Here is a 23,762-nt window from a genome sequence, read left to right on the forward strand (position 1 = left end):
ATTAAACCGGGGAGTTGTTTTTTATATTACCACACATTCAACAAACTATGCTGACTTGCCGTAAAAATATTCCTAAACACAATATTTAATTCATTTTCCCTTTGTGCCGCCCGAATTCCTAATAAAGGCAAAATCTCGGCACAATCCATCCGAACATCCTTTGCAATTTCTCTTGATAAATCTCCAATCTGCTTATAAAGATTTTCTTCCACCTCTTCTCCTGCTACTGCATACGCCCACAGTTCAACGCCATAAGCCTTTACCCTACCAACCTTTTCCTCAAACTTTGAACGCAATTGATCAAGCTGTTTAAATCGAACTTTGCTATGCTTTTCTGCCCAATTCACATCCTTTGACTTCTCGAAGTAATACTTTTCGCACAGGTCTAAAAACCGTTTAAACATCCCAACATAATTCACCAATAGGGTCAATTCTGCAAATGGCATAAAAGGAATATTGAATAGTGCCGAATCAGATTGCTTATATTTCGGATCCAGTACAAAAGCATTTTCCTTTGGTACTTTGAGGTCCTGAAAGGAAAACGAATGGCTAGCGGTACATTCCAAGCCAATGGTATCCCAATCATAATGGATCAGGACATCATCTTTTGGCACCAGAAATGAATAATATTTAGCCTGTCCAGATTTATCCTTAACCAGTTCTCCATTTTCAATGATTTCGGCATTAAAGGTGAAATGCGTTAAATGCGGAGCCCCAGTTGCATAGCTCCAAAAACCGGAAACCACATAATGATCGCCAACATCAATGGCCTTCCCTCCGACCCTTCCACTTCCGCCCAAACAGATCTTGGGATCAGACCATAGTTTCTGCGCAAATTCTGGCTGGATAAATCCAGCAAACATATTCGCTCCAGCACATAAAGTCACCGTCCAGGCCAATCCCCCATCCCAATAGGCAATCTCTTCCAATAAGTCCAAGCCTTCCGGGAATGACATCTCCAAGCCGTTTAATGATTTTGGAACCCAGAGGTTAAACCAATTGTTTTGATATGCAAGCGCTAGCTGTTCCCCGCTAAGGGTTTTATTCTTGATACCCACAGCCTGTAATTCTTTTATGATTTGGATTTGTTCTGATGTCAACATTTAAGGGTTTGTTTTTAATTCTAAATTTTGGGATTTCATAATACGCTGCCAATTCAGGAAGCCAAAAATAGCAACCACAAATAAAAAGGTAGTCAATGCAGCGAAAAGGTAGAGGTCCTTATGGATCAAAAGTGGGATGGCAAAAAAGTTACTGATATTGAGCAATATCCAATTCTCTATTTTTCTTTTTGCCAATAGCCACATTCCTGCCCAGGCAGTGGAAGTCACCCACGCATCCCAGATGGGTACATCGGAATTGGTAATGCTGCGAAGCAAAAAATAAAAGATCAAGAAACCTCCAAATACGATGCTGAGGACGGTGATCCATTCTTGCTTAGTCGCATGGGTAATAGGCTGTTCTTTCGCAGTCTTATTGCTAACCCAAAACCACCAACCATAAATACTCATGACCAAGTAATAGATTTGCAAGGCGATTTCAGCATAAAGTCCAGCATTGTACAGTACCAACATACCGGTAGTAATCCCTAAAATCCCAAATAGATAGTTGGATACTTTATTGTTCTTGGACAATAAGACTTGAATGATTCCACAGATTACAGAAAACCTTTCCAACCAGGAAGCCTGCTGCAATGTTTGAATGATGTTATTAAAGATTTCCTCCAATTTCGCTGAATGGTAAAAGCACTTATGGAGATAAGGGAAAGGATTTTTATTATTCCTACGCCAGCATTACCTGGATCAGGTTCATTCTGAATAAAATCAGAATTGGGTATCATCTCAGCCTAAAATATGTCCCGTTTGCAACGGGACATATTAGCACCCCATAAGTATTGTAAATATTATTTATCGATCTGCAAAATAGCAGAAGTACGATTTCTAGTTGATTGACACAGCTCGGCGTCATCATTTAATTTCTTGCCCCAAGATGGGATCATCTCACGCAATTTTTTACGGTAAGAGTCAGATTTTGCACGATCTGGGAAACATCTCTTCAACAGATTGATCATGATCGCTACTGAAGTCGATGCACCTGGTGATGCCCCCAACAAGGCAGCTATAGAACCATCTGCACTTGAAACTACCTCAGTTCCGAATTCCAAGATCCCCCCATGTTTCGGGTCTTTCTTGATAACCTGAACACGTTGCCCTGCTTTTTCGATTTCCCAATCTTCTAATTTAGCGGTAGGCATAAATTGTTTCAAGGAATCTAATTTGTCCTGAGGTTTCTTCATTACCTCGGTGATCAAATATTTAGTCAATGGTAAGTTATCCAAACCTGCCGATAGCATCGGACCGATATTCGAAAGTTTAATCGAGGCTGGTAGGTCGAAATAAGATCCTTTTTTCAAGAATTTAGTTGAAAAACCTGCATAAGGACCAAACAACAAAGCTTGTTTTCCATCGATATAACGGGTATCCAAATGGGGAACCGACATCGGAGGCGCTCCTACTGACGCTTTACCATAAACCTTAGCATGGTGTTGTTTAATGATCTCTTCATTATTACATCTCAACCATTGTCCACCCACTGGGAAACCACCATAGCCTTTCGCTTCAGGGATTCCTGATTTCTCTAACAATAATAAAGAGTGGCCACCTGCACCGATGAAAACAAACTTCGCCAAGATTTCTCTTTTCTTGCCTGTTTTCAAATCTTTAACTTCTACTTCCCATCTGCCATCATCTTCACGGTCAATATCTTTAACTTCTTGGTTCAAGGACAACTTGATGTTATCTTTCCCATCCAAGTAGGTAATCAAATCTCTGGTAAGAGCACCGAAGTTCACATCAGTACCGATATCCATCTTTGTAGCAGCAATAGCCTCATCAGCTGATCTGCCTTCCATCATCAAGGGAACCCATTCCTTCAACAATGCTTTATCCTCGGTATACTCCATACCTTTGAATAAATTTTGTTTGGTCATGGTCTCAAATCTGGTTTTCAAGAATTGCACATCTTTATCGCCGAATACTGCCGACATATGCGAAACACGACGGATAAAGTGATTAGGATTCTTGATAATATTCTTTTCTACTAGGTAAGACCAAAACTGCTTAGAAATCTCATATTGTTCGGCAATACTGATTGCCTTATCAATTTTCACACTTCCATCAGGCTGCTCTGGTGTATAGTTTAGTTCACAAAGTGCTGAGTGACCTGTACCGGCATTATTCCACGCATCTGAACTCTCTGCAGCAACAACATCCAAACGCTCGATTATCTCTATATTAATATCTGGACTTAGCTCATTAATTAACGTACCTAACGTCGCGCTCATGATACCTCCACCAATCAGAACGACGTCAACTTCCGTTTTTTTTGTTTTCTTACCCATGGTTTTTAAATGAAATACAAAATTAATATTCGCTTTATATTATAGCGAATAAATTTGTCAGAAACATTTCAAATATTTGTGATTTTATCAATAAACACCTATTTCCTTATTCAAATCTACCATAATCCCATTTTTTTGAATTTTTGAGAGGTGAAATGCGCTGTTGGGGGTAAATTTTGAACCAGGATTCCCTTCGGGAATCATCATCGGAGCCGAGATGCCACTCAGGGTACGGATATTTGGACCAGGATTATAGGCGGAATGCCAATCGCCTATATATTTATTCTTCATTTTTCCATTTCCATTGTCTTCCTGACGAAGGAAGGATCTAGGAACTATTTATTCAATAAATTTATTGGCGAACAGGTCATCCATCTTCGATGGATAATGACAAGAACGTTGTGGGGCATTTACGTACAGATTCTTCACTAATCGTTCAGAATTGGAAGCCTCCTGAGAGGGATTCAGAGCGCAGCGAAGAATCTATTGTTGTTTTATTTTTGCGGAAATTGTTATTCCGCTATCGTAAGATGAGGAAACTATTTACTTTATTTAGAAAGAATTATTGAAAAATATTTCACCCCCGCTATAGGTTTTCCATAAACATTCACCCTTCCGAAGGAAGTCCTTTAGCCCGCGGCTCATTTCCAGTGGCGGAAAAATGGAAAGAATGCCGATGCCTGTGCGATGGGATTGGCCTTGGAATGCTTTCAATAGCTCATCCCATCAAAAGGGATGAGCTATTGAAAGATATTCCCGACAACAAGGCATTCTATCCATGTGTGGGAGCTCGTGCGAAAAGCCACCTTAAATGGGCCGAAGCCGTTACGGATTCGAGTTGTTTTTTTGGTATCCGTGAGCTCCTTCGTCGGTTTGGTACTTTTGCGCTTCAAAAGTAACAAAGAATTTAATGTTGTTTACTAAAGGACCGTTGTCATCGTGAGCACCGCGAACGAACTATTTTTCTTTATTCAAGTAGAATTTATTGAAAAAGAATTCACCCATTCCAGGAGTTTTCTAAAAATGGGGCGAAGATAGTTCCGAGACCTTTCGTTCCTACGATGACAAGTTTGTTAAATCTGTGTTTTTAGGTATTTAGAGCTATATTTATTTTCCAGAAAAATATCTTTTTTGCGACATACTGCCCTAGAAGGGCAGAATTATTTTAGCAATGGTATTGAACTATAAAGGGGTAATGCAAAAACGATGTTCGATTAATCGAACATCGTTTTTGCGCTACCACCAGGCTAACGTGCCATGTTTGCTAAAATAATGGAACCCCAAAAGGGGTTATATATTTAAAAAATAAAAGAGCTAATTTATTTTCATTGCCAACATGCTGTCATCACCTTCCGATAAATTTAGTCCAAATTTTTACTTCTCAAGGTGACACTGGAGATGTAAAGCAAAAGGATGCTTATCACCCTTATGCTTCCCCCGCTTGCCCTTCCCTCTTTCCATAAATATGTCACTGAATACTTCCTATTACTATTCATTTTTTGTATTATGCAGTTTATTTTCCACTTTTGTGGACTTTATATTATTGAACATAAATATTTATTTATATGAAATTGTTAGCCGGAAAAACAGCCTTGATCACTGGGGCATCCAAAGGGATTGGTAGAAAAATTGCTGAAGTATTTGCACAGAATGGTGCAAACGTTGCATTCACCTACCTATCTTCTGTAGAAAAAGGTCAAGCCTTAGAAAAAGAACTTGAACAATTCGGAACAAAAGTAAAAGGATACCGTTCTGACGCTTCTAAATTTGATGAAGCTGATAAATTAATCAATGATATCGTTGCTGATTTTGGGACCCTTGATATCGTCGTGAACAATGCGGGAATCACAAAAGATGGCCTTTTGATGCGTATGACGGAAGAAAATTGGGACGATGTGATCAATATCAACTTGAAATCAATCTTCAACATTTCTAAAGCAGCTTCTAAAGTGATGATGAAAAACCGCAAAGGTAGCATCATCAACATGAGTTCTGTAGTAGGTGTACAAGGTAACGCTGGACAAGCTAACTATGCAGCTTCTAAAGCAGGCATCATTGGCTTCTCTAAATCTCTTGCAAAAGAGCTGGGTTCTAGAAACATCCGTACCAATGTGGTTGCTCCTGGATTTATCCGTACCGAGATGACCGATGTATTGGATCCTAAAGTTGTTGAAGGATGGGAAGCTAACATTCCATTAAAACGTGCTGGTGAGCCTGAAGATGTTGCAAACGCTTGTTTATTCTTGGCTTCAGACCTTTCTTCTTATATCACTGGACAGGTGATCCCTGTTTGTGGTGGTATGTTATAAGATCGAACGAATTTTTATATATTTCTTCGGGTCAAGTTCGGGTCTCATTCGAGACACATTCGGAAAATTCCGAATGTGTCTCGAATAAGGTCAAAGCTTGGCCCGAATTTTTTTTGTCCAATTTTTGGATTTTTTAAATTCGATGGTATTAAAAAAACATTTAATATTTGATGTTGTATATTTGCAGCAATGGAAATTTCGGACAAAATATTCGCTATTCAAAATGAAATAGACTTTAACAATTGTGCAGTTGAAATCTTTAGATTCCAAGCCAAGAACAATTTAGTCTATCAGCAATTTCTGGATATCTTAAAAATGAAACCGGAAGCAATCCAGCATTACCGAGAAATCCCTTTCCTCCCTATCCAATTCTTTAAATCACAGGAAGTAATAATCGAAGGATTAGAACCAGAAGTGACCTTCTCTTCATCGGGTACAACGGGCATGATCACTAGCAAGCATCTGGTAGCCAAGAGTGATTTGTATGTGGAGAGTTTCAGAAGAGCTTTCGAACAGTTCTACGGAAAAGTTGAAGATATGGCCATAGTAGCCTTATTGCCTTCCTATTTGGAGCGTTCAGGATCTTCGCTGATCTATATGGTGGATGACCTTATCAAGCGTTCTAATCAGGCTGAAAGTGGTTATTTCTTATACAACCATGATGACCTGTTCCATACACTGACAAAACTTAAGGAATCGGGAACCAAGACCGTCCTATTTGGCGTGACTTATGCCCTATTGGATTTCATTGAGCAATACCAGATTGATTTTCCTGAGTTGATCGTGATGGAAACTGGTGGCATGAAGGGCAAGAGAAAGGAAATGATCCGTGAGGAATTGCATCAGATCTTATGTGAAGGGTTTAATGTGAAGAGCATTCATTCTGAATACGGCATGACTGAATTGCTTTCACAAGGCTATTCTTATGGAAAAGGTTTATTCCATACCCCAAATTGGATGAAGATCTTGATCCGTGACACCAATGACCCATTGTCCCTATTGGACAATAAAAAAACAGGAGCAATAAATGTCATTGATTTAGCCAATTATTATTCCTGTTCCTTTATTGCTACGCAAGACCTTGGTAAGTTCCATGCAGATGGATCCTTTGAAATCTTGGGTAGGTTTGACAACTCGGATATCCGAGGTTGCAATCTTTTAGTTCAATAGCTTATTGCAAGCTAGGATCTTCAAAGGTGTTTCCAGCATTGATATCACCAGTATCATAACCTTTTTTGAACCAATACATACGTTGTTCTGAAGAACCGTGGGTAAATGATTCTGGATTAGACTGTCCATACGCTTGTTCTTGGATATGGTCATCGCCTACTGCTGCTGCTGCACGCATTCCTTCGACAATATCATCATAGGTAATCTCTACATCCGTAGATTTATTTAAGTGATGTGCCCAGACGCCAGCATAAAAATCTGCTTGCAGTTCAGTCATCACTGAGATTTTATTGTTCTCACGTTCACTCAATTTTCCTCGCATGGCATTGGTTTGCGATAGAACACCAAATATATTTTGGATATGGTGGCCTACCTCATGTGCAATAACATAAGCTAAAGCGAATTCACCTTTAGCACCATATTTTTGAGAAAGTTCACGGTTAAAGCTTAGGTCAAGATAGACTTTCTGGTCCCCTGGACAATAAAAAGGTCCATAAGCTGATCTACCGACACCACAACCACCTGTTTCAGTACCTTCGGTATAAACTACCATAGTTGGTTTTGGATATGATTTTCCATTTTCCTGAAAAATCTTGCCCCATACATCATCGGTACTTGCCAAAACCACATCCGCAAAATCCATCAATTTATCTTCTTCAGGAGTAGATTGATACTCCCCTTGTTCATTGACCGTGCCTTGTTGCCCTGAACCTTGCATTTGGTTCAACAAATCATTTGGATCACCACCCATTAAGAAGCCGATAATCAAAACGATAACACCTCCAATTCCCCCAAGAGTCATTTTCTGCCCACCAGACATCCCTCTACGATCTTCAATATTTCCGCCGCGGCGGCCGCCTTGCCATTTCATAAATATTTCTTTATTTAATTTTAGTTTGTTTTGGTTACACTACAAATTCTTTGCCATAGCTATTATCAGGTGATAATATTGGTTAAAGGTACAATTCATTCCCCTCATTTAAAATGCTTATCTTTGAAATCATTATATATTACCAAACATATGTTATTAGACGATCTGAAAAATAGAAGTGAGAGTCAATGCGAATTATGTCGCTCATCAGAAAACCTGGACATTTACGAAGTTCCTCCTACTTCCAACCCTTCTTTAGATAACAGCATTTTGATATGTTCTGTTTGCAAAGCACAGATAGAAAAAACCGAACAGATTGATCCGGAACACTGGAAAGTACTTGCTGAAACCATGTGGTCTGAGCATTTGCCGGTTCAAGTGGTTGCTTGGAGAATGTTGAGCAGATTGAGAAATGAAGCTTGGGCAGCCAATAATTTAGATATTTTATATTTAGATGATGAGACCCTCGAATGGGCAAAGAAAACAGGTGATCATGAAGCTGAGGCAACCGTAGAATTTCACCAAGATTCAAATGGCACCCGTTTGTTTGAAGGTGATACCGTGGTCTTAATCAAGACCTTGGACGTAAAAGGCTCCAGTATTTCAGCAAAATTGGGCACCGTCGTTAAGAATATTAGACTTGTTCCTGACAATACCGAACAGATTGAAGGTAAGATAGAAGGGCAAACAATCGTTATATTAACAAAGTACCTGCGTAAAGGCTAAGCTTTTAGGCAGCTAGAAAAACGTAAATCATGAGAAAATTATTATTCACCGCATTAATTGGCTTTGCTTGCTTACAAGTAAATGCACAAGAAAAAATTGATGCAAAAAAAATGGAAGAGGTCATAGCAAAACCTCAAACCCAATTATTGGATGTGCGCACTGCTGCTGAATATGCTGGCGGCCATATTCCAAATTCAGTAAATGTGGATTGGAACGAAAAAGAAAACTTCCAGGAGTCCATCAAAACACTGGATAAAAATGAGCCTGTTTATGTGTATTGCCTAGGTGGAGGAAGAAGCAAACAAGCTGCTGCATTCTTGACTGAAAATGGTTTTAAGGTATATGACTATTCAGGAGGAATGATGGATTGGAGAAGTGGAGAGAAACCAGAAATAAAACCGGATAACGCGAAAGAAAGCAAAGGATTAAGCACCGAAGATTTTGATAAGATCATCAATTCTTCTGAGCTAGTCTTAGTAAACTTTTCTGCTGTATGGTGTGCTCCTTGCCAAGAATTGAAACCAACAATTGAGAAGATTGAAAAAGAACAAGCAGGTAAAGTTAAGGTCGTAAGAATTGACGCGGACCAGAATAAAGAGCTGATGAAAGTTTTAAATGTCCGTGGCATCCCCCAACTATTGCTTTTCAAAAAAGGTGAAGAAGCATGGAATAAATCAGGCATTGCAACCGAGGCGGAAATACTAGCACAGATCAAAAAAGCGAAATAAATAATCAAATAATTAGAAAAAGGTGAATCAAACTGCATTAATATCCGGAGCTGTCCTAGGAATTCTATCCATCGTCTTTGGAGCATTTGGGGCACATGCCCTAAAAAAGGTTCTAACTGAGGAAAGATTAAGTTCTTTTGAAGTTGGAGTCCGCTACCAAATGTATGCTGCCATTACCTTGCTTATCATCGGTTTTCACCTTGATTTCAGTAGTTCTATTGAAAACTGGGCTTATTATGGTCTATTTTGGGGCTGTATCCTTTTTTCAGGAAGTATCTATATCTTGAGCTTCAAAGATCTTTTGAAATTCAACATGAAATTTATCGGACCAATCACCCCTTTGGGCGGTCTATTGATGATTGTTGGTTGGCTAATGCTCTTGATTTCTTTTATAAATTAAGAGCATTAAGTATAAAAAATACCCTCGAATAATTCGAGGGCATAAAAAATATCCGTTTTAGAAAAGGTAAAAACAAGGAGCAGAAAGCTATAGCTTTCTGCTCCTTGTTTTTTATCATGAATTCCAAATAATATTTCTAATATATGATATAAGTTAAATTTTATACTGAACAGATAGTAATACCTGCCTTGGTAAAGTATAAATAAATTGTTCAGTGAATAAATAGCTATTTTGAGAGGTTGTTATTATACTTTTATTGTTCAATAAGTTTCTACCTATAACACCAATGGTCCAGCCTTTATTCTTTAATTTATAGTCTAGCGAAACATCGAGTATACTGTAGTTGGAGGAAATGCTTTGAAGATCATTTTTATTATTAAGAAATGTATAATTAGATTTAAGTGTCCAATCTTCCTTAATTAAATAACTCAAATCGAGTTCTATTTCGTCTTTTAAGAATTTCAATTGGGAAAAGCCCTTATATAGTTGAAATCCTTTCTGGTAAGAAGTCAATAAAGTTGGCCATTTTTCTTTCTTGAAACGAACTCCCATTTTGAAAGAAACATTACTTATCCCTGTGTTGTACTTTCCTTCATTTAAATATTGAATGTAAGAAGAATAACTAGCAACTGAAGAAATTAAAGGTGTAAACAGTCCAAGGGTCCGTTCAAAAAACAAATTCCCTGATAGCTTTTTGTCAGGCGTATTAATTATATCAGTCTTAATCAGTTGTTCGATATCAGAATTTGAAACTGAATTCTGATAAGAATTAGCTTTAACCGAATACGATGCCAATAACCACATCATCCTATTCTTTGGTTTTATGTCTCGAAAACTTAGGGTCAAGTTGTTGACATGTTCTGTCCCAAGCTCAGAGGTACCCTGAAACAAGGTGATAATGATGACATTTCATAGCTTTCATTCAATTGTCTCAAATTTGGTAACCCAAACGACTTTTCATATTGCAAGTCCATTCTTGTTGAATTCGTAAAGGCATATTCAAAATTTGCTTTCGGAGTAAATAACATTTCAGTTTTTTTGTTTTCGAAATTTACATCCTCCAACCTTTGCCTAATAATGTGAAAGGAAGGTAAGAGCTTCATTGTTATTTTTCCTAAAACTAATTTGTATTGGACACCAAAAAGTAATTTATTTTGACTGATATTCAACATGTTTCCAAATCCGAAAGAAGTTAAATCAGTCTTTGCGTCGGTCTCCCGTAATTGGTATTTGTCATCTAGGTTTATGGAAAAATAATCAAGGCTTATTACAGGAGAAAATTGGTGATATCGGTTTAAAATATAATGATACTGCGCATGCGCAGTAGCTTTAAGTTGATGCAATTTTTTGCTTTGCTCGATATTTACATCGTCTGTAGTGCTAAGTGGCAGAAAGCTCTTGAACTGAAAGTTTTCAAATAAAAGAAAACGAGACATTGGACCAGTATTATACTGAACATCATAATAACTTTCAATAGCTTTTTTTGCGCTTATTTTTTTAGTCCAGTTAATTGAGCTATTGACGTTTGTCCCAAATTCATTTTTACGAATTTGTGAAAAAATATCTTCCTGCTGCAAAAAAGACTGCAAATTACTATTTCCTTTCTCCCGCTTAAATTGTAGTCCAATTTTGAAGTTAAAGATTTCAGTCAAAGAGGGCTTATAATCAAGCTTTAAGTCTAAAAATCCGTTTAAATTTCGTGGATCATCCTGTAATTTCCGTAGTTCCGTTAAATTATTATCAAATAATAAATAATTCAGGTTGTTCTCTGTTAGATCAGTAGCTTTTGTATGACTGACGATTCCATACATTGAAAGGTTTAATTTACTTTTCCAGTCCTTTTGATAACTAATCCCTCCAAAATGTTGCGCCATTTTTTTATGGTCTCTATTAACTTCAAGCAAGGAGGATAGTCCCTGAGTGCTAAAGTTATTACGGCCAATCAAGTATTTAGGTGCAGCCTGAAATTGCATAAGATCGGAGATGGAGAGAGCTGATTGACCAATTGTATTCCAATCGATAATCGCTTGGAAATTCCGACTTGGGTTGAAGGAAAATAATGCAGAATTAATTTTTAAAGCATCATTGCTTCCGGCAGCAGCCTGAACATCTCCAAAAATTATTTTTTTATGAGTTTCACTTAATTCAACATTCATGGCAATATCATCAGAAGAATGGATTTCCTTCATGAAATCTATTTCAGTAAAATGACTGATCAATTCAATTTTAGTTACAGCGTCAGAAGGGATGTTTTCAACAGCTAATTTGGTGTTACCGCCGAAAAATGGTTTATTCTCTACTTTAGTAGTATTGATTGCTTTCCCTTGAAAACTGACATTGCCATTTCTAACCTCCAGACCGGGCAATTTCTTGAGTACATCCTCTAACTTGCGCTCCGAGCCATCTTTGAAGGCCTTTAGATCGAAGACAATAGTGTCTTTCTTAATAACAATTGGCTCGTATTTGTAATCAATCGTGATTTCTTCTATATCGATGGATGTTGATAGTTTAAAATTAACAACCTCAGAATCCGAACCAACTGACAGTTCTATAGTCTTTTTATCCAGGCCCAAATAGCTTGCTGAGACTTTGAGTTGGGAGTTTTTAATAACATTCAATTCAAACCTTCCCACACTATTTGTTTTGATAAAAATATTATTCTCATTAGAATTTAAATACTCTATCATTACACTTGATGATTCAAGGGGTTGATCTAAATCGTCAGTGACTACACCTGAAAGGACCACAAAATTTGATTGAGCTTTCAGTCCCAATAAGGAACAAAAAAGCATTAGAATTATTATTAAAATATATTTCAACACTAATATATTTCTTGAAATCGTTTTATTAATTCTTCTTCTGAATATTGTTTCAAATTAGGAAGGTTAATGCTTTCAGCATTTTGATCGAATTTAATTGATTTTAGGCCGTATAAATATTTGTCAGTTTGAGCTTCGATTATTAAACCTGGTAAATTACCAAATTTAGATGGGCCAAATGAAAAAGGGATATCTGGACAGAACCATGCAATCAGAGGTGTAGAAAATGTTTTCTTACCGCGTTTTATAATGGCTGTCCTTGTAGCTTTAAAACACGTGAGGTCCCCAATTATTTTTGTTTCTTTAGTAATTTTCCAAGTTGGATTTGAAAGGTCTTCCTTTAAAAATACTGGTTCCTTATTTTGGAAATCTATAAATGTTTTGCTAAGCAATAAACCGTTCGTTTGATAGGTGGTATCAGAATAGCCAAATTGAATAAGGCTTAATTTCAAACTACTTTCGGAATATTGTTTTTGTTCCTGAGTTTCACTTAATGTGAATCGACTAATGGCGTTATTAAATTCCAACTTGAACAGAAAAGATTTTGAAATTTCATCTGAAAAAGGTTCCAAAGACCTCGCAATATCTGTACTACCTTCATGATTGTCATTTTCTACAGGTCTAACTAAATAATAGGCAACAGCACCGTTAATGTTCTGGCCAAATAAAGACAATGTTAAAATTGAAAAAATTACACATAAAAGTGCGTCCCTCTTGTTCATAGGTTTTGGTTAATAAGTTCAATGATAGAAAAGCGATTAAGAAACCAAGTATGATTCTTGAAATAAGGATATTAGGGTAATATATTCCTGCCTATTATTGTCATCTGGTCTTTTACTTGTCATGTGACTGTGCTACAAGTATTCAAGCATAGTCCCTGATATTAAAGTCGGAAACAGCTAGGTCTACGAAATTAGCTACTTTCTATGAGCATATTTTGCCCTTAGTCTCAAGCTAACCCATATGATATTCCGAGAAACATTATGTTCGTAAATATTAACGCTTTCCCTATTCTAGAATTTCATTTATTTATTACAACAATAAAATATCTCAATTGGATACACAAAATTTTAAAAGAATTTAATATATAATTTGGTAGTTAATTAGCATATAAATAAAAAGTGAAAATTATTTAACGCATACTACTGTTTTAGTTTTAAGATATAATTAGAAATTCGTTACCAACACGCTTTTATTGCTTATAGATATATTTTTACGGGCAATTGGAAATTTTAATTGATAATTGCAATATTCACAGGTGATCTAATGTATCCTTTTACAGTTTATTTTAATACTTATCTAATCTATTAAACAGCAAAAGCATCTGCTAGAAATATATCTTGATTCTGTTTCTCAACCAGAATATCGTAATAATAAAATTTACCCTCAAAAAACGATATCCTTTTGTCCATCATGAAATTGATGTTCATAAGAAAAAGAAAGAGTCCAATAATGGAATATTACTGGACTCTTTCTTTTTCTTAGGCAGTTTATTGCGGCACTGCTTTAATAATTAATATTTCTTTTAATTAACCACTTTAGGGCCTTTTTATAACTCTTTATACCATTTTAAATACTGTACAATGGCTTTTTTCTTGTCATCGTCCAAATGGTAATTCAAGCTCTCATTTAAATATTTGTGGTAATCAAAATTGGGAAATACCGGCAGACCCGGAATAACATCATCAGGTCTAGAAACACCATCCGCTAAGGCAGCATTGAATTTCTCCTCAAAACTATCTGGTAATTTTTTATTGGAAACCCAGACTGCATAGGCAAATGGTAAGCCTGTCAATTCTTTCCAATAATGCCCCAAATCATAAGCATAAGGTACTTGTTCTTTCTTACCAAAGGTTCTATCACCAATCAATACAAAGGCATCAGCCTCTCCTTCTGTGACAACTTCCACATCTCTCTTCCAGTAATGCTTTAATAGTATTCTAGCTAGACCATTTGAAGTCCTAGATTGCTTATCTAACAGCAAAGTATTGATTTCCTCAATGGGTTTTGTGGAGAAGATAAAAACAGAATCTACATAATCGGTTGAACCAATACAATAATCACCGATATAATGGTATTCCTGTAGATCGGTTAAAGCGGCGGTGGGAATAATTCCCATATCAGATTCGTCTGCAATAACCTTACGAGCACATTCTGATGGATAATCTACAGAAAGCTCAATATCGTTCATTACATCTGAGTTTCTTATTCCTTGCAAAAAGGGCAATGTATTGGTATAAGAAACTGCAGATATTCTAATCTTATTCATTTAACAAACCTTCTAAATGTTTGGTGTTGAAATAATCAACAATAGAAAAACTGTTGTTTTCATACTCTAATTTATATAGAGCAGTATTAGTGTGTGGGAAGTCATCCATTTTACATACGGGAACATCAGTCAGATGGCAGAGCATAATCCGCATCGCACGACCATGCATGCAGACTAGGATAGTTTCTTCCTCTTGTTGTTCGAGCATATAATCAACGGCTTCTCTCTGTCTGAAGACGAGGGCATTTGGCGATTCCCCGTTTTCAATAGCTAGATCCAGATCATTGTTTCTCCAAGAAGTCACCACTTTATCAAATCCCGAAAGGATATCTTCCGTTTGCTCCTGACCTTCATAGATCCCCCAACTGATCTCATCCAAGCCCATCAATTGTTCCATTGGAACTCCATCTTTAAGGAATGGGGAAACCGTCTGGTGGGTCCTCAATAAAGTAGAGGTATAAATCTTGTCAAAAGGGATATCTTTATAAGCATCATAGAAAGCTTGGGCTTGCTTAAATCCATTTTCATTTAATGGACTGTCCACACCTCTGCCCTGCACAATACCTTTTAGATTTAAATCGGTTTGACCGTGACGTATAAAATAAAATGTTTTCTTCAATTTAACTCCGACTTATGAATTTACGACAGGCAAAGAATAATATTGTTTCTTTGGATTGGTTTCTTCAAATACAAAATCTTTATAATCTGTGACCACATTATAAAGAGTATCACGTTCGATCGGATGACGACCAACATTCTTGATCAATTCAACCAGTTCTTTCGTACTCATGGCAGGAGTTTGTTCCTCTGCGCCAGCCATACTATAGATCTTGGTGGTATCATCTAAAGTTCCATCGATATCATCTACTCCAAAACTTAAGGCCATCTGTGCCGTATTTCTAGAGATCATCGCCCAATATGCTTTGATGTGGGCGAAATTATCCAAATAAATCCGCGCAATGGCGTAATTCCTTAAGTCTTCAATTACCGATACTTCAGGGACATGATCCATTTGGTTATCCTTATTCCTAAATTTCAAAGGAATAAAAGTTTGGAATCCACCGGTTTTATCCTGTAATTCCCTTAAGCGTTCCATGTGGTCCACGCGGTGCCAATATTCTTCAATATGGCCATATAACATGGTAGCATTGGTATGCATCCCTAGTTTATGCGCCTGTTCATGAATATCCAACCATTGTTCGGCATTACATTTATCATTGGCAATTTTCTCGCGAACTTCAGGATGAAAGATCTCAGCTCCTCCCCCGGGCATGGAATCCAAGCCACAGGATTGCAAGAATTTCATGCCATCGTAATGGCTTAATTTTGCTTTCTTGAAAATGTAATAGTATTCTACTGGGGTCAGACCCTTGATATGCAGTTCAGGACGATGCTCTTTGCAACGTCTAAAAAACTCGGCATAAAAATCAAGATTTTGTTTAGGGACAACTCCCCCTGTGATATGGACTTCGGTAACTGGTTCATCATCATATTTCTTTACGATGTCCAACATAGCATCTACATCCATTTCCCAACCATCAGTCCTATTCTTGACTAATCTCGAATAAGAACAAAATTTACAGTCATAAACACAGACGTTGGTGGGTTCTATATGGAAATTACGATTGAAGTAGGTGTAATCTCCGTGTTTTTTTTCTCTGATATAATTTGCTAATACGCCTAAATAGCCTAATTCCGCGTTTTCATAAAGGTATACCCCCTCTTCAAATGTAATACGCTCGGTATTAAGTACCTTCTCTGCAATTAGCTTTAATTCATTCGATAAATTTTTGTCGTTCAATAAAAACGATAATTTTTCTGTTGCTTCCATTTCGCGGTCCTTACTATACAAATGTAGGAAAACATACCCGAAAAAGCTAAATTTTGGAGGCCTAAGCTTCTACAAATTGTTGCATATCAATCAGGCGTTTGTAAAGACCATTTTGTGCGATCAAATTCAAATGTGAACCAACTTCAACGATTTGCCCAGCTTCCAATACGATAATCTTATCTGCATTTTGGATCGTACTCAATCGGTGTGCAATAACAACCGTTGTCCTGTTCTCCATCAGCTTGTACAAAGAATCTTGAACCAAACGTTCAGACTCGGTATCCAAAGCTGAGGTAGCTTCATCCAATAACATGATAGGCGGGTTTTTCAATACTGCTCGCGCAATACAGATACGCTGACGTTGTCCACCAGATAATTTAGACCCACGGTCACCAATATTCGTTTGATAGCCAGCTTCCGTACCCATGATGAATTCATGCGCATTGGCAATCTTTGCTGCTTGAATTACCTGTTCTTCCGTAGCTTCGGCATTGGCAAAGGCAATGTTATTGAAAATGGTATCATTGAACAAGATAGACTCTTGGTTTACAACGCCAATGATCCTTCTGAGCGAATCTTGCTTCAAATCCTTGACATCAACTCCATCAATACAGATCGCCCCTTGCGTAGCATCCATAAATCGAGGGATTAAATCTACCAAGGTTGATTTCCCTCCTCCTGATGGACCTACAAGTGCTACAGTTTCGCCCTTATTGATCGTAAGGTTAATATTTTTCAAGACTTGGTTCTCTTCATAAGCGAAATAGACATTATTGAATTCTATTTTGCTATCAAACCTATCTATATCTAAAGCATTTGGTTTATCAGCTACTTGGTTTTTCTCATCGATCAATTGCAAAACACGCTCACCGGCAGCAATACCATTATGGATATTGCTAAAGGCATCGGTCAATGCTTTTGCTGGACGCATAACCTGCGAAAAGATAGCGATGTAGGCGATGAATTCAGAGGCTTCCAAATCACCTTGACCACTTAGGACAAGATGACCACCATATAGCAATATGACTGCAACCATGGCTACTCCCAACAATTCAGAAACTGGAGATCCCATTTGTTGACGACGTACCATCCTCCGATTGATCTTGGCATATTCATCATTCTCGGCATTGAACCTCCCTTTGATGAAATCAACAGCATTAAATGATTTGATGATTTTTATACCAGATAAAGCTTCTTCCAATAAAGTAATCATATTGGCATAAATCTTTTGCCCCTGTTGTGCCTGATGCTTTAAAGTCTTTACGATCTTGGAGATAAAAAATGCCGAAACGGGAATGACCAACAAGGAAAACACAGTCAGTTTAGCCGAAATCAAGAACAACATCACCAAATAAGCAATCAGTTGCAAAGGCTCCTTGAAAGCGACCTGCAAGGTTCCGGTAACCGAAAATTGAACTACCTGAACATCTGAAGCGATTTTGGAAATGATATCTCCCTTTCTTTGATTTGAAAAATAACCAAGGTGCAGGTTCATTACATTGTCAAATACCGATTTCCTCAGGTTTAACAAGGTATGTATCCTTAGGTTTTCCATAATCCTTTGGGAAAGGTATCTGAAAAGGTTACTGATAAAAACAGAAGCTACAATGACAATACACACATATTTCAAGGCATCGTATGCACCTAAACGATCGTTCAGGTCATAAGCATAGTAATTGAAATAACCCATTACGTCGAAGCCTTCAGGCTTGGCAACGGGTTCTATTACGGCATCTTGGGAATTAAATAAGGTATGTAATAGCGGTGCTAGTAATGCTAAATTCAAGGTGCTGAACACCACCATTATCAATGTACATATGATATAAGGAATAGCATATTTTTCTATGGGTTTCGCGAACGAGAGCAGTCTAAAGTATGTCTTCATGCAGATTACTAAGATTACAAATGTAATAAAAATTGTAATCTAAGCGGTTTTCCTATCCTAATGGGAATGAATTGTTGCAAACAAATGTCAAAAATAGAGATGACAAAAACATTCTTTCTAACCATTAAGCTCACAATATTACAGCGAATAATTCTCCTTGAATCAATAAGATTTAGTTTTCATAATATTGAAAGTTCTCCCGGGTGACAATGTCTATTGGCATATATTGTAACTTCACGACCTTTCTTTTTGCAATAAAGAACTCGTACAAGGCTAAAAAGGCTTTATAACCTTGTTCCAAAGGTTTCTGGCAGATCAAGAAATCTATGATGCCATCTTTCAGGAATTCAATGTTCTTAGTATGATAACCATTACCAACCAATTTGATATGGTCTAGGCCTCTGCTTTTGAGATAATTTGCAACGATATATGCCCTTGAATTGGTTACATAAATAAGTTTAGGGTCCTTATTCAGTAGGTAATCGTCCATGAATACCGAAAACTCGTCATTTTCATTGATTTCAATATTGAAGCTATCAATAGAGCAATTGTATTGGCTATCCAAAAAGTATTGCTCAAAACCACGGATCTTTTCCTCCAAATGCTGGATGGAATCTTTCTCACGCACCACATTTACGACTAAAATTTCATCCTTGGGCTTAATGAGATATTGACAGAGGTGCCCCACTACCCTTCCGGACTGGATCAGATCTTGGCCAATATAACTTAATGGGTGTACTTTGGGGATTTGGGATTCAATAAAGACAAACTGAATTCGACGCTCAACACATTTGGCGGCAAATTCCCTGGTTTCATTGATAAAGATGGGAGCTACAATTACCCCATCAATATGTTTGTTCAAAAGCTCTTCACTCTGTTCTATAAAACTCAAGCGGTCTTCCATATCGAAGAAATAATAGCGTAAATCCACGCCAAAATCCCCGAATTCAGAAAGCGCCTCCTTTATACCTGACACTGGAGCATTCCATTGATCTGCTTCCGAACATTCTTTGGGAATCAGGATACCAAACTTGTACACTCTTTTGGATGCTAATCTCTTAGCTAAAATGTTTGGCTTATAATCCATTTCTTTGATTATGGACAATATCTTTTCCTTAGTTTTTTGCGCTACGCCGGTTCGATTGTGAAGGACTCTATCGACTGTGGCTATGGAAACATTTGCTCTGCGAGCAATCTCTTTTACACCAGATAATTCAGATACTTTCATGCGTCTAGATAATTAAAGAAAATTTTTTACTCTTTGTTGTATTACACTATCATTTAAACGAAAATACACTTTTATATCTTTAATTATTATTTTCTTTTAAATTAATTTTCAATGAACAGGTTTTTACATATTAAAATCAAGGGTAAACCGATACTTAACAAAAATTTTGGTCTAACTTGACTAGGTTAAGTAAACATTAAATAATGGGATGAAAGCATCAGATGATAGAAAATGCTGAAATCTGAGGAAGAAAAATGAAGGAAACTTACTTAAAGTAATTAAATGTATATTGATAAGGAATACAGCAAACAAGCTGACTTTCTTTGGGTTAAAAAAATTAAGTAAGTTCGCATTTTCCTAATAATTATTTTTCAATTGAGATCCTGAGGTTTATTCGGCTTTAAGTTTATGCTTTTGGAGCATTGAATAAAATTAAAAAAGATTTAAAAAAAGTGGATGTTTAAAATACTTTTGATTTTATTGAAAAACAGTCATTAATTATTCATAAAGTAGCTTTATTATTTATCATAATTGAAATAAAACCATTAAGATTTTATAATTTTATCGCCAAATTAAATTAAATAATGGAAATAGAAGTAGCGAAACGACTTCAACGAACTGAAGAATACTACTTTTCGAAGAAGTTGAGAGAGATCGATGAGATGAACAGGAACGGTGCGCAGGTAATCAACCTTGGTATCGGCAGCCCTGACTTGCCTCCTCATCCCGAAGTGATAAAAACGCTTCAGGAGCAGGCCGCATTATCAACCACTCATGGCTATCAAAGTTATAAAGGCGCCCCTGCCCTTAGAACTGCCATGGCGGATTGGTATGCTCGATATTATCGCGTTTCACTAAATCCTAATACGGAAATCCTTCCATTAATTGGTTCTAAGGAAGGGATCGTCCATATTTGCATGACTTATCTGCAAGAAGCTGATGAGGCTTTGATCCCTAATCCAGGCTATCCTGCCTATTCAAGTGCGGTAACCATCACTGGAGCGACTCCGGTAACCTATAACTTAAAGGCAGAGAATAATTGGTTACCTGATTTCGAAGAACTTGAATCAAGAGATCTAAGTCGGGTTAAACTGATGTGGATCAATTACCCGCATATGCCTACTGGTTCATTGGCAGACCTTGCTTTCTTTGAAAGAATCATTGAATTTGGAAAGAAACACCAAATCCTGATTTGTCATGACAACCCATACAGTTTTATCCTGAATGAGCATCCACAAAGTATCATGGAGGTGCCAGGTGCATTGGATGTGGCAATTGAGCTTAACTCGCTTAGTAAGTCCTCTAATATGGCAGGTTGGCGTATCGGCATGCTGATCGCGAATGAAAACAGGATCGGACAGATCATGAGGTTCAAGAGCAATATGGACTCTGGGATGTTCCTGCCGCTTCAATTGGCTGCTGCCAAAGCGCTGAGTTTAGATAAAGAATGGTACACGCAACTGAACCAAGAATATAAGCTAAGACGTGAGAAAGTTTTTGAAATCATGGATCTTTTGGGCTGTACATACGACAGAAACCAAGTTGGCCTATTTGTTTGGGCACGGATTCCTGAAGGGTTTGAGAACTCCTATCAGCTTTGTGATGATATTCTGTATAAGGCACATGTCTTTATTACTCCTGGAGGGATATTCGGTTCTGAAGGTGAGCAATTTATCCGCATCAGCCTATGTGCAAAAATCGAGGTTTATGAAAGTGCTATTGAGCGAATCAAAAAAGCATTAGTCTAGATCTTAGACCCTTTTTATTAATTTTTGAAGAATTTGAAATGAATATAGCAATCGTCGGAATAGGTTTGATCGGTGGTTCCATCGGTATCCGACTTAAAGAAACCACACTCTTCGATAAGATCATCGGAGTAGAAAAAAGCGAGGCAAATCAGAAAAAAGCCCTTCAATTGGGCTTGGTGGATGAAATCCAAACTTTAGATCAGGCTTTAAAATCCTGTAAAGTAATTGTATTGACTGTTCCTGTTGACGCCATCATGGTCTTGCTGCCAAAGTTATTGGATATTGCCACAGACCAGGTAATCATTGATATGGGTTCGACCAAATCGAATATCCTGAATCTGATCAAAGACCATCCTAACCGAGGCAGATACGTTGCTGCCCACCCTATGGCTGGTACTGAATATTCTGGTCCTGAAGCAGCTATCCCGAATTTGTTCAAGGATAAGATGATGGTTTATGTAGAAGCCTTCCGCTCGGATGAAGATGCATTTGAATTGGCAGACAGCGTAACGGAACAGTTGGAAATGAAAACTTCTTTCATGACTGCTGAAGAGCATGATATGCATACAGCTTATGTGTCGCATATCTCCCACTTGACCTCCTTTGCCTTGGCGTTGACCGTCCTTGAAAAGGAAAAATCACAAGGTAGAATCTTTGAACTCGCTGGATCAGGTTTCCAATCGACCGTACGTCTAGCGAAATCATCGCCTGATATGTGGACCCCAATCTTCAAGCAAAACAGGACCAATGTGCTGGAAGTTTTGGAGGAACATATCAAACAACTGCAGCATATCTACGAAAAGATTGAGAACGAAGATTATGATGCAGTCCATAAATGGATCAAGAAATCCAATAAAATTAAACGTATCATTAAATAAGAGCTTATGTTGGAAAGAAAAACCTTAAGCAACGATTTGGTAAAATTAATCCCCATGATCAAGAATGATTTTGAATGGGTATTTGCTGCTGCATCTGATCCAGAAATCTGGGCGCAACATCCAGACAGCAATCGGTACACCCCGGTGGGTTTTACCAGATATTTTCAAAAACTGATTGATACTGATATCCCCTATTTGATCATTGACAACAAAACTGAACAAGTTATTGGTGCCACTTCATTCTATCATTATGATAGAAATGAAAAATCAATTGCGATTGGCTATACCTTTCTGGCCAAGGAATATTGGGGTGGAGAATACAACCAGTCTGTTAAAAACCTGATGATGGATTTCGCCTTTGAAAAAATGGACAAAGTAATTTTCCATGTCGCATCTGAAAATACGCGTTCTCAAAGAGCTTTGGAAAAAATCAATGCAGTAAAAGAGAATGAATTTGAGGAAATTGGCAGTATGAAATTTACTTACGCCATTTACAAAGACAAGAGATAATCAAAATATCAAACTGAATTTCAATCCCTTACAATAAAAAGTAGGGGATTTTTTTTATGTTTATTTCATTTCAAAAATATAATATCGTAATATTGCGATACAGAGGTTTGATATGGGAATTACTAAGAGTGAGATCTTTACAGAGGAACAAAACAAGCTGGCCAATTACTTTAAGGTTTTGGGGCATCCAGCAAGGATTGCTATACTTCAGCATATCGTGAAGCAAAAGGGCTGTATCTGCAATGATTTAGTTGACGAGCTGGGATTGGCTCAAGCCACCATATCGCAGCATCTGAAAGAGCTCAAAAGCGTAGATATCATTCAGGGTAGCATAGAAGGAAAGAGTGTATGCTATTGTATCAATGAAACGGTATGGAACGAGCTTCAAAATGTAATCCATCATTTCTTTGAAAAACCTTTTAAAAATGAAAAATGCTGTTAGCATTTTTTTTACCCTTAAGCATCGCAATATTACGATATATAAGTAAAAACAAATAATATGAAACTATCAGAAATAAAAGAAATACTTGCCACACTGGACAATGTGGAGTTTCAATTAGAAAATGGAGTCCAAGTTCCTGAACATTTCCATGTCACTGAAGTCGGAAGCATCCACAAGAATTTCATTGACTGTGGTGGAACTATCCGTAATGAGAAAGTGGTCAATTTTCAGTTGTGGAGTGCCGACGATTTCGACCATCGTCTAAAACCCGGAAAATTATTGGACATCATCAAATTATCGGAAGAAAAGCTTCTGATCGAAGATGGGGAAATTGAAGTAGAATATCAGGCAGAAACCATCGGAAAATATGATTTGGATTTCAACGGAAAGCAATTTATCCTGAAGAATAAGCAAACTGCTTGCTTAGCTGAGGATGCATGCGGTATTCCTCCAACAAAACAAAAGGTAAACTTAGCTGACCTGACTGTAATTGAGGGCTCTTGCTGCGTTCCTGGTTCGGGTTGCTGCTAAGACCAATATTTTTAAGG

At 37.3% G+C, this 23,762-nt stretch carries 24 protein-coding genes and 1 riboswitch; of the genes, 11 read left to right on the forward strand and 13 right to left on the reverse strand.

All coding sequences use genetic code 11. The annotated features are described in order from the left end of the window. Positions 1 to 26 precede the first annotated feature (26 nt). From ACK2WI_RS03270 to ACK2WI_RS03285, 4 genes are all read right to left on the reverse strand, one after another. Positions 27 to 1,103 carry an acyl-CoA dehydrogenase gene (locus tag ACK2WI_RS03270; protein WP_409149757.1) on the reverse strand — a complete coding sequence of 359 codons (1,077 nt, stop codon included), beginning with the start codon at positions 1,101 to 1,103 and terminating at the stop codon, positions 27 to 29. Beyond that, the gene (gene pnuC, locus ACK2WI_RS03275) at positions 1,104 to 1,727 is read right to left on the reverse strand and encodes a nicotinamide riboside transporter PnuC (RefSeq protein ID WP_197700999.1); all 624 of its coding nucleotides are present in this window, start codon (positions 1,725 to 1,727) and stop codon (positions 1,104 to 1,106) included. A gap of 35 nt (positions 1,728 to 1,762) precedes the next feature. Next, positions 1,763 to 1,898: riboswitch (TPP riboswitch) on the reverse strand. 5 nt (positions 1,899 to 1,903) lie between these two features. Then, the gene (locus ACK2WI_RS03280) at positions 1,904 to 3,400 is read right to left on the reverse strand and encodes a malate:quinone oxidoreductase (RefSeq protein ID WP_093095975.1); all 1,497 of its coding nucleotides are present in this window, start codon (positions 3,398 to 3,400) and stop codon (positions 1,904 to 1,906) included. Positions 3,401 to 3,487: 87 nt separating this feature from the next. Continuing rightward, entirely contained in the window at positions 3,488 to 3,691 is a 204-nt protein-coding gene (locus ACK2WI_RS03285) for a hypothetical protein (RefSeq protein WP_409149758.1), read from the reverse strand. Positions 3,692 to 4,104: 413 nt separating this feature from the next. Between ACK2WI_RS03285 and ACK2WI_RS03290 the strand changes: the two genes are divergently transcribed. The 3 genes from ACK2WI_RS03290 (at position 4,105) to ACK2WI_RS03300 (ending at position 6,879) form a co-directional block, all read left to right on the forward strand. Continuing rightward, complete coding sequence (locus tag ACK2WI_RS03290) at positions 4,105 to 4,299, forward strand: hypothetical protein (protein ID WP_409149759.1); 195 nt, start codon at positions 4,105 to 4,107, stop codon at positions 4,297 to 4,299. A gap of 666 nt (positions 4,300 to 4,965) precedes the next feature. Beyond that, the gene (gene fabG, locus ACK2WI_RS03295) at positions 4,966 to 5,709 is read left to right on the forward strand and encodes a 3-oxoacyl-[acyl-carrier-protein] reductase (protein WP_093095971.1); all 744 of its coding nucleotides are present in this window, start codon (positions 4,966 to 4,968) and stop codon (positions 5,707 to 5,709) included. Between the two features lie 189 nt (positions 5,710 to 5,898). Further along, on the forward strand, positions 5,899 to 6,879 hold the full coding sequence (locus tag ACK2WI_RS03300) for an acyl transferase (protein ID WP_409149760.1): 981 nt from the start codon (positions 5,899 to 5,901) through the stop codon (positions 6,877 to 6,879). 1 nt (position 6,880) lies between these two features. Here ACK2WI_RS03300 and ACK2WI_RS03305 read toward each other — a convergent pair whose 3' ends face one another. Beyond that, complete coding sequence (locus tag ACK2WI_RS03305; RefSeq protein ID WP_093095967.1) at positions 6,881 to 7,750, reverse strand: neutral zinc metallopeptidase; 870 nt, start codon at positions 7,748 to 7,750, stop codon at positions 6,881 to 6,883. Positions 7,751 to 7,900: 150 nt separating this feature from the next. Here ACK2WI_RS03305 and ACK2WI_RS03310 point away from each other — a divergent pair, with 150 nt between their 5' ends. Genes ACK2WI_RS03310 through ACK2WI_RS03320 form a run of 3 tightly spaced genes read left to right on the forward strand, consistent with a single transcriptional unit; the run spans position 7,901 to position 9,604 of the window. After that, positions 7,901 to 8,476 carry an alkylphosphonate utilization protein gene (locus ACK2WI_RS03310; RefSeq protein ID WP_093095966.1) on the forward strand — a complete coding sequence of 192 codons (576 nt, stop codon included), beginning with the start codon at positions 7,901 to 7,903 and terminating at the stop codon, positions 8,474 to 8,476. 29 nt (positions 8,477 to 8,505) lie between these two features. Further along, on the forward strand, positions 8,506 to 9,204 hold the full coding sequence (locus ACK2WI_RS03315) for a thioredoxin domain-containing protein (RefSeq protein WP_409149761.1): 699 nt from the start codon (positions 8,506 to 8,508) through the stop codon (positions 9,202 to 9,204). A 22-nt stretch (positions 9,205 to 9,226) separates the two neighbouring features. Continuing rightward, positions 9,227 to 9,604 carry a DUF423 domain-containing protein gene (locus ACK2WI_RS03320; protein WP_409149762.1) on the forward strand — a complete coding sequence of 126 codons (378 nt, stop codon included), beginning with the start codon at positions 9,227 to 9,229 and terminating at the stop codon, positions 9,602 to 9,604. A 153-nt stretch (positions 9,605 to 9,757) separates the two neighbouring features. On the opposite strand, the gene ACK2WI_RS03325 is transcribed toward ACK2WI_RS03320, so the two are convergent. The 8 genes from ACK2WI_RS03325 to ACK2WI_RS03360 form a co-directional block, all read right to left on the reverse strand. Beyond that, positions 9,758 to 10,411 carry a hypothetical protein gene (locus ACK2WI_RS03325; protein WP_409149763.1) on the reverse strand — a complete coding sequence of 218 codons (654 nt, stop codon included), beginning with the start codon at positions 10,409 to 10,411 and terminating at the stop codon, positions 9,758 to 9,760. A gap of 35 nt (positions 10,412 to 10,446) precedes the next feature. Further along, the gene (locus ACK2WI_RS03330; protein ID WP_409149764.1) at positions 10,447 to 12,423 is read right to left on the reverse strand and encodes a hypothetical protein; all 1,977 of its coding nucleotides are present in this window, start codon (positions 12,421 to 12,423) and stop codon (positions 10,447 to 10,449) included. Positions 12,424 to 12,425: 2 nt separating this feature from the next. Continuing rightward, positions 12,426 to 13,145 (reverse strand): GLPGLI family protein, encoded by a 720-nt coding sequence (locus ACK2WI_RS03335; protein WP_409149765.1) that lies wholly within the window; start codon positions 13,143 to 13,145, stop codon positions 12,426 to 12,428. 827 nt (positions 13,146 to 13,972) lie between these two features. Beyond that, complete coding sequence (locus tag ACK2WI_RS03340) at positions 13,973 to 14,692, reverse strand: menaquinone biosynthesis protein (RefSeq protein WP_313367428.1); 720 nt, start codon at positions 14,690 to 14,692, stop codon at positions 13,973 to 13,975. Further along, positions 14,685 to 15,311, reverse strand: coding sequence for a histidine phosphatase family protein (locus ACK2WI_RS03345; protein WP_409149766.1), 627 nt, complete (start codon positions 15,309 to 15,311; stop codon positions 14,685 to 14,687). Before ACK2WI_RS03345 ends, ACK2WI_RS03340 begins: the two co-directional genes overlap by 8 nt. Positions 15,312 to 15,323: 12 nt before the next feature. Beyond that, positions 15,324 to 16,523: an aminofutalosine synthase MqnE gene (mqnE, locus tag ACK2WI_RS03350; RefSeq protein WP_409149767.1), complete on the reverse strand. Its 1,200-nt coding sequence runs from the start codon at positions 16,521 to 16,523 to the stop codon at positions 15,324 to 15,326. A gap of 61 nt (positions 16,524 to 16,584) precedes the next feature. Next, a complete protein-coding gene (locus ACK2WI_RS03355; protein WP_409149768.1) occupies positions 16,585 to 18,408 on the reverse strand; it encodes an ABC transporter ATP-binding protein in 1,824 nt (607 codons plus the stop codon). A 172-nt stretch (positions 18,409 to 18,580) separates the two neighbouring features. Further along, on the reverse strand, positions 18,581 to 19,636 hold the full coding sequence (locus ACK2WI_RS03360; RefSeq protein ID WP_093095949.1) for a substrate-binding domain-containing protein: 1,056 nt from the start codon (positions 19,634 to 19,636) through the stop codon (positions 18,581 to 18,583). Positions 19,637 to 20,220: 584 nt separating this feature from the next. Between ACK2WI_RS03360 and ACK2WI_RS03365 the strand changes: the two genes are divergently transcribed. The 5 genes from ACK2WI_RS03365 to ACK2WI_RS03385 all read left to right on the forward strand — a co-directional run bounded on the left by ACK2WI_RS03365 (position 20,221) and on the right by ACK2WI_RS03385 (position 23,745). Beyond that, complete coding sequence (locus ACK2WI_RS03365; RefSeq protein ID WP_409149769.1) at positions 20,221 to 21,384, forward strand: pyridoxal phosphate-dependent aminotransferase; 1,164 nt, start codon at positions 20,221 to 20,223, stop codon at positions 21,382 to 21,384. 38 nt (positions 21,385 to 21,422) lie between these two features. After that, complete coding sequence (locus ACK2WI_RS03370) at positions 21,423 to 22,262, forward strand: prephenate dehydrogenase (RefSeq protein ID WP_093095945.1); 840 nt, start codon at positions 21,423 to 21,425, stop codon at positions 22,260 to 22,262. Positions 22,263 to 22,268: 6 nt separating this feature from the next. Beyond that, positions 22,269 to 22,772, forward strand: a complete 504-nt coding sequence (locus ACK2WI_RS03375) for a GNAT family N-acetyltransferase (RefSeq protein ID WP_409149770.1) — start codon at positions 22,269 to 22,271, stop codon at positions 22,770 to 22,772. 112 nt (positions 22,773 to 22,884) lie between these two features. Further along, on the forward strand, positions 22,885 to 23,214 hold the full coding sequence (locus tag ACK2WI_RS03380; RefSeq protein WP_312697695.1) for a metalloregulator ArsR/SmtB family transcription factor: 330 nt from the start codon (positions 22,885 to 22,887) through the stop codon (positions 23,212 to 23,214). Positions 23,215 to 23,271: 57 nt separating this feature from the next. Then, positions 23,272 to 23,745 carry a DUF6428 family protein gene (locus ACK2WI_RS03385; protein WP_409149771.1) on the forward strand — a complete coding sequence of 158 codons (474 nt, stop codon included), beginning with the start codon at positions 23,272 to 23,274 and terminating at the stop codon, positions 23,743 to 23,745. Positions 23,746 to 23,762: the final 17 nt, after the last annotated feature.

It is taken from the genome of Sphingobacterium sp. BS-2, from assembly GCF_046161205.1.
GTDB lineage: Bacteria > Bacteroidota > Bacteroidia > Sphingobacteriales > Sphingobacteriaceae > Sphingobacterium > Sphingobacterium mizutaii.

What these genes read in the sequence shown, in the direction of transcription:
- ACK2WI_RS03340 (WP_313367428.1), bottom strand. Translation starts at nt 14,692, where the DNA reads ATGAATAAGATTAGAATATCTGCAGTTTCTTATACCAATACATTGCCC.
- mqnE (WP_409149767.1), bottom strand. Translation starts at nt 16,523, where the DNA reads ATGGAAGCAACAGAAAAATTATCGTTTTTATTGAACGACAAAAATTTA.
- fabG (WP_093095971.1), top strand. Translation starts at nt 4,966, where the DNA reads ATGAAATTGTTAGCCGGAAAAACAGCCTTGATCACTGGGGCATCCAAA.
- ACK2WI_RS03305 (WP_093095967.1), bottom strand. Translation starts at nt 7,750, where the DNA reads ATGAAATGGCAAGGCGGCCGCCGCGGCGGAAATATTGAAGATCGTAGA.
- ACK2WI_RS03375 (WP_409149770.1), top strand. Translation starts at nt 22,269, where the DNA reads ATGTTGGAAAGAAAAACCTTAAGCAACGATTTGGTAAAATTAATCCCC.
- ACK2WI_RS03280 (WP_093095975.1), bottom strand. Translation starts at nt 3,400, where the DNA reads ATGGGTAAGAAAACAAAAAAAACGGAAGTTGACGTCGTTCTGATTGGT.
- ACK2WI_RS03360 (WP_093095949.1), bottom strand. Translation starts at nt 19,636, where the DNA reads ATGAAAGTATCTGAATTATCTGGTGTAAAAGAGATTGCTCGCAGAGCA.
- ACK2WI_RS03365 (WP_409149769.1), top strand. Translation starts at nt 20,221, where the DNA reads ATGGAAATAGAAGTAGCGAAACGACTTCAACGAACTGAAGAATACTAC.
- ACK2WI_RS03355 (WP_409149768.1), bottom strand. Translation starts at nt 18,408, where the DNA reads ATGAAGACATACTTTAGACTGCTCTCGTTCGCGAAACCCATAGAAAAA.
- ACK2WI_RS03315 (WP_409149761.1), top strand. Translation starts at nt 8,506, where the DNA reads ATGAGAAAATTATTATTCACCGCATTAATTGGCTTTGCTTGCTTACAA.
- ACK2WI_RS03300 (WP_409149760.1), top strand. Translation starts at nt 5,899, where the DNA reads ATGGAAATTTCGGACAAAATATTCGCTATTCAAAATGAAATAGACTTT.
- ACK2WI_RS03325 (WP_409149763.1), bottom strand. Translation starts at nt 10,411, where the DNA reads ATGATGTGGTTATTGGCATCGTATTCGGTTAAAGCTAATTCTTATCAG.
- ACK2WI_RS03380 (WP_312697695.1), top strand. Translation starts at nt 22,885, where the DNA reads ATGGGAATTACTAAGAGTGAGATCTTTACAGAGGAACAAAACAAGCTG.
- ACK2WI_RS03285 (WP_409149758.1), bottom strand. Translation starts at nt 3,691, where the DNA reads ATGAAGAATAAATATATAGGCGATTGGCATTCCGCCTATAATCCTGGT.
- ACK2WI_RS03270 (WP_409149757.1), bottom strand. Translation starts at nt 1,103, where the DNA reads ATGTTGACATCAGAACAAATCCAAATCATAAAAGAATTACAGGCTGTG.
- ACK2WI_RS03385 (WP_409149771.1), top strand. Translation starts at nt 23,272, where the DNA reads ATGAAACTATCAGAAATAAAAGAAATACTTGCCACACTGGACAATGTG.
- ACK2WI_RS03370 (WP_093095945.1), top strand. Translation starts at nt 21,423, where the DNA reads ATGAATATAGCAATCGTCGGAATAGGTTTGATCGGTGGTTCCATCGGT.
- ACK2WI_RS03335 (WP_409149765.1), bottom strand. Translation starts at nt 13,145, where the DNA reads ATGAACAAGAGGGACGCACTTTTATGTGTAATTTTTTCAATTTTAACA.
- ACK2WI_RS03310 (WP_093095966.1), top strand. Translation starts at nt 7,901, where the DNA reads ATGTTATTAGACGATCTGAAAAATAGAAGTGAGAGTCAATGCGAATTA.
- ACK2WI_RS03290 (WP_409149759.1), top strand. Translation starts at nt 4,105, where the DNA reads ATGCTTTCAATAGCTCATCCCATCAAAAGGGATGAGCTATTGAAAGAT.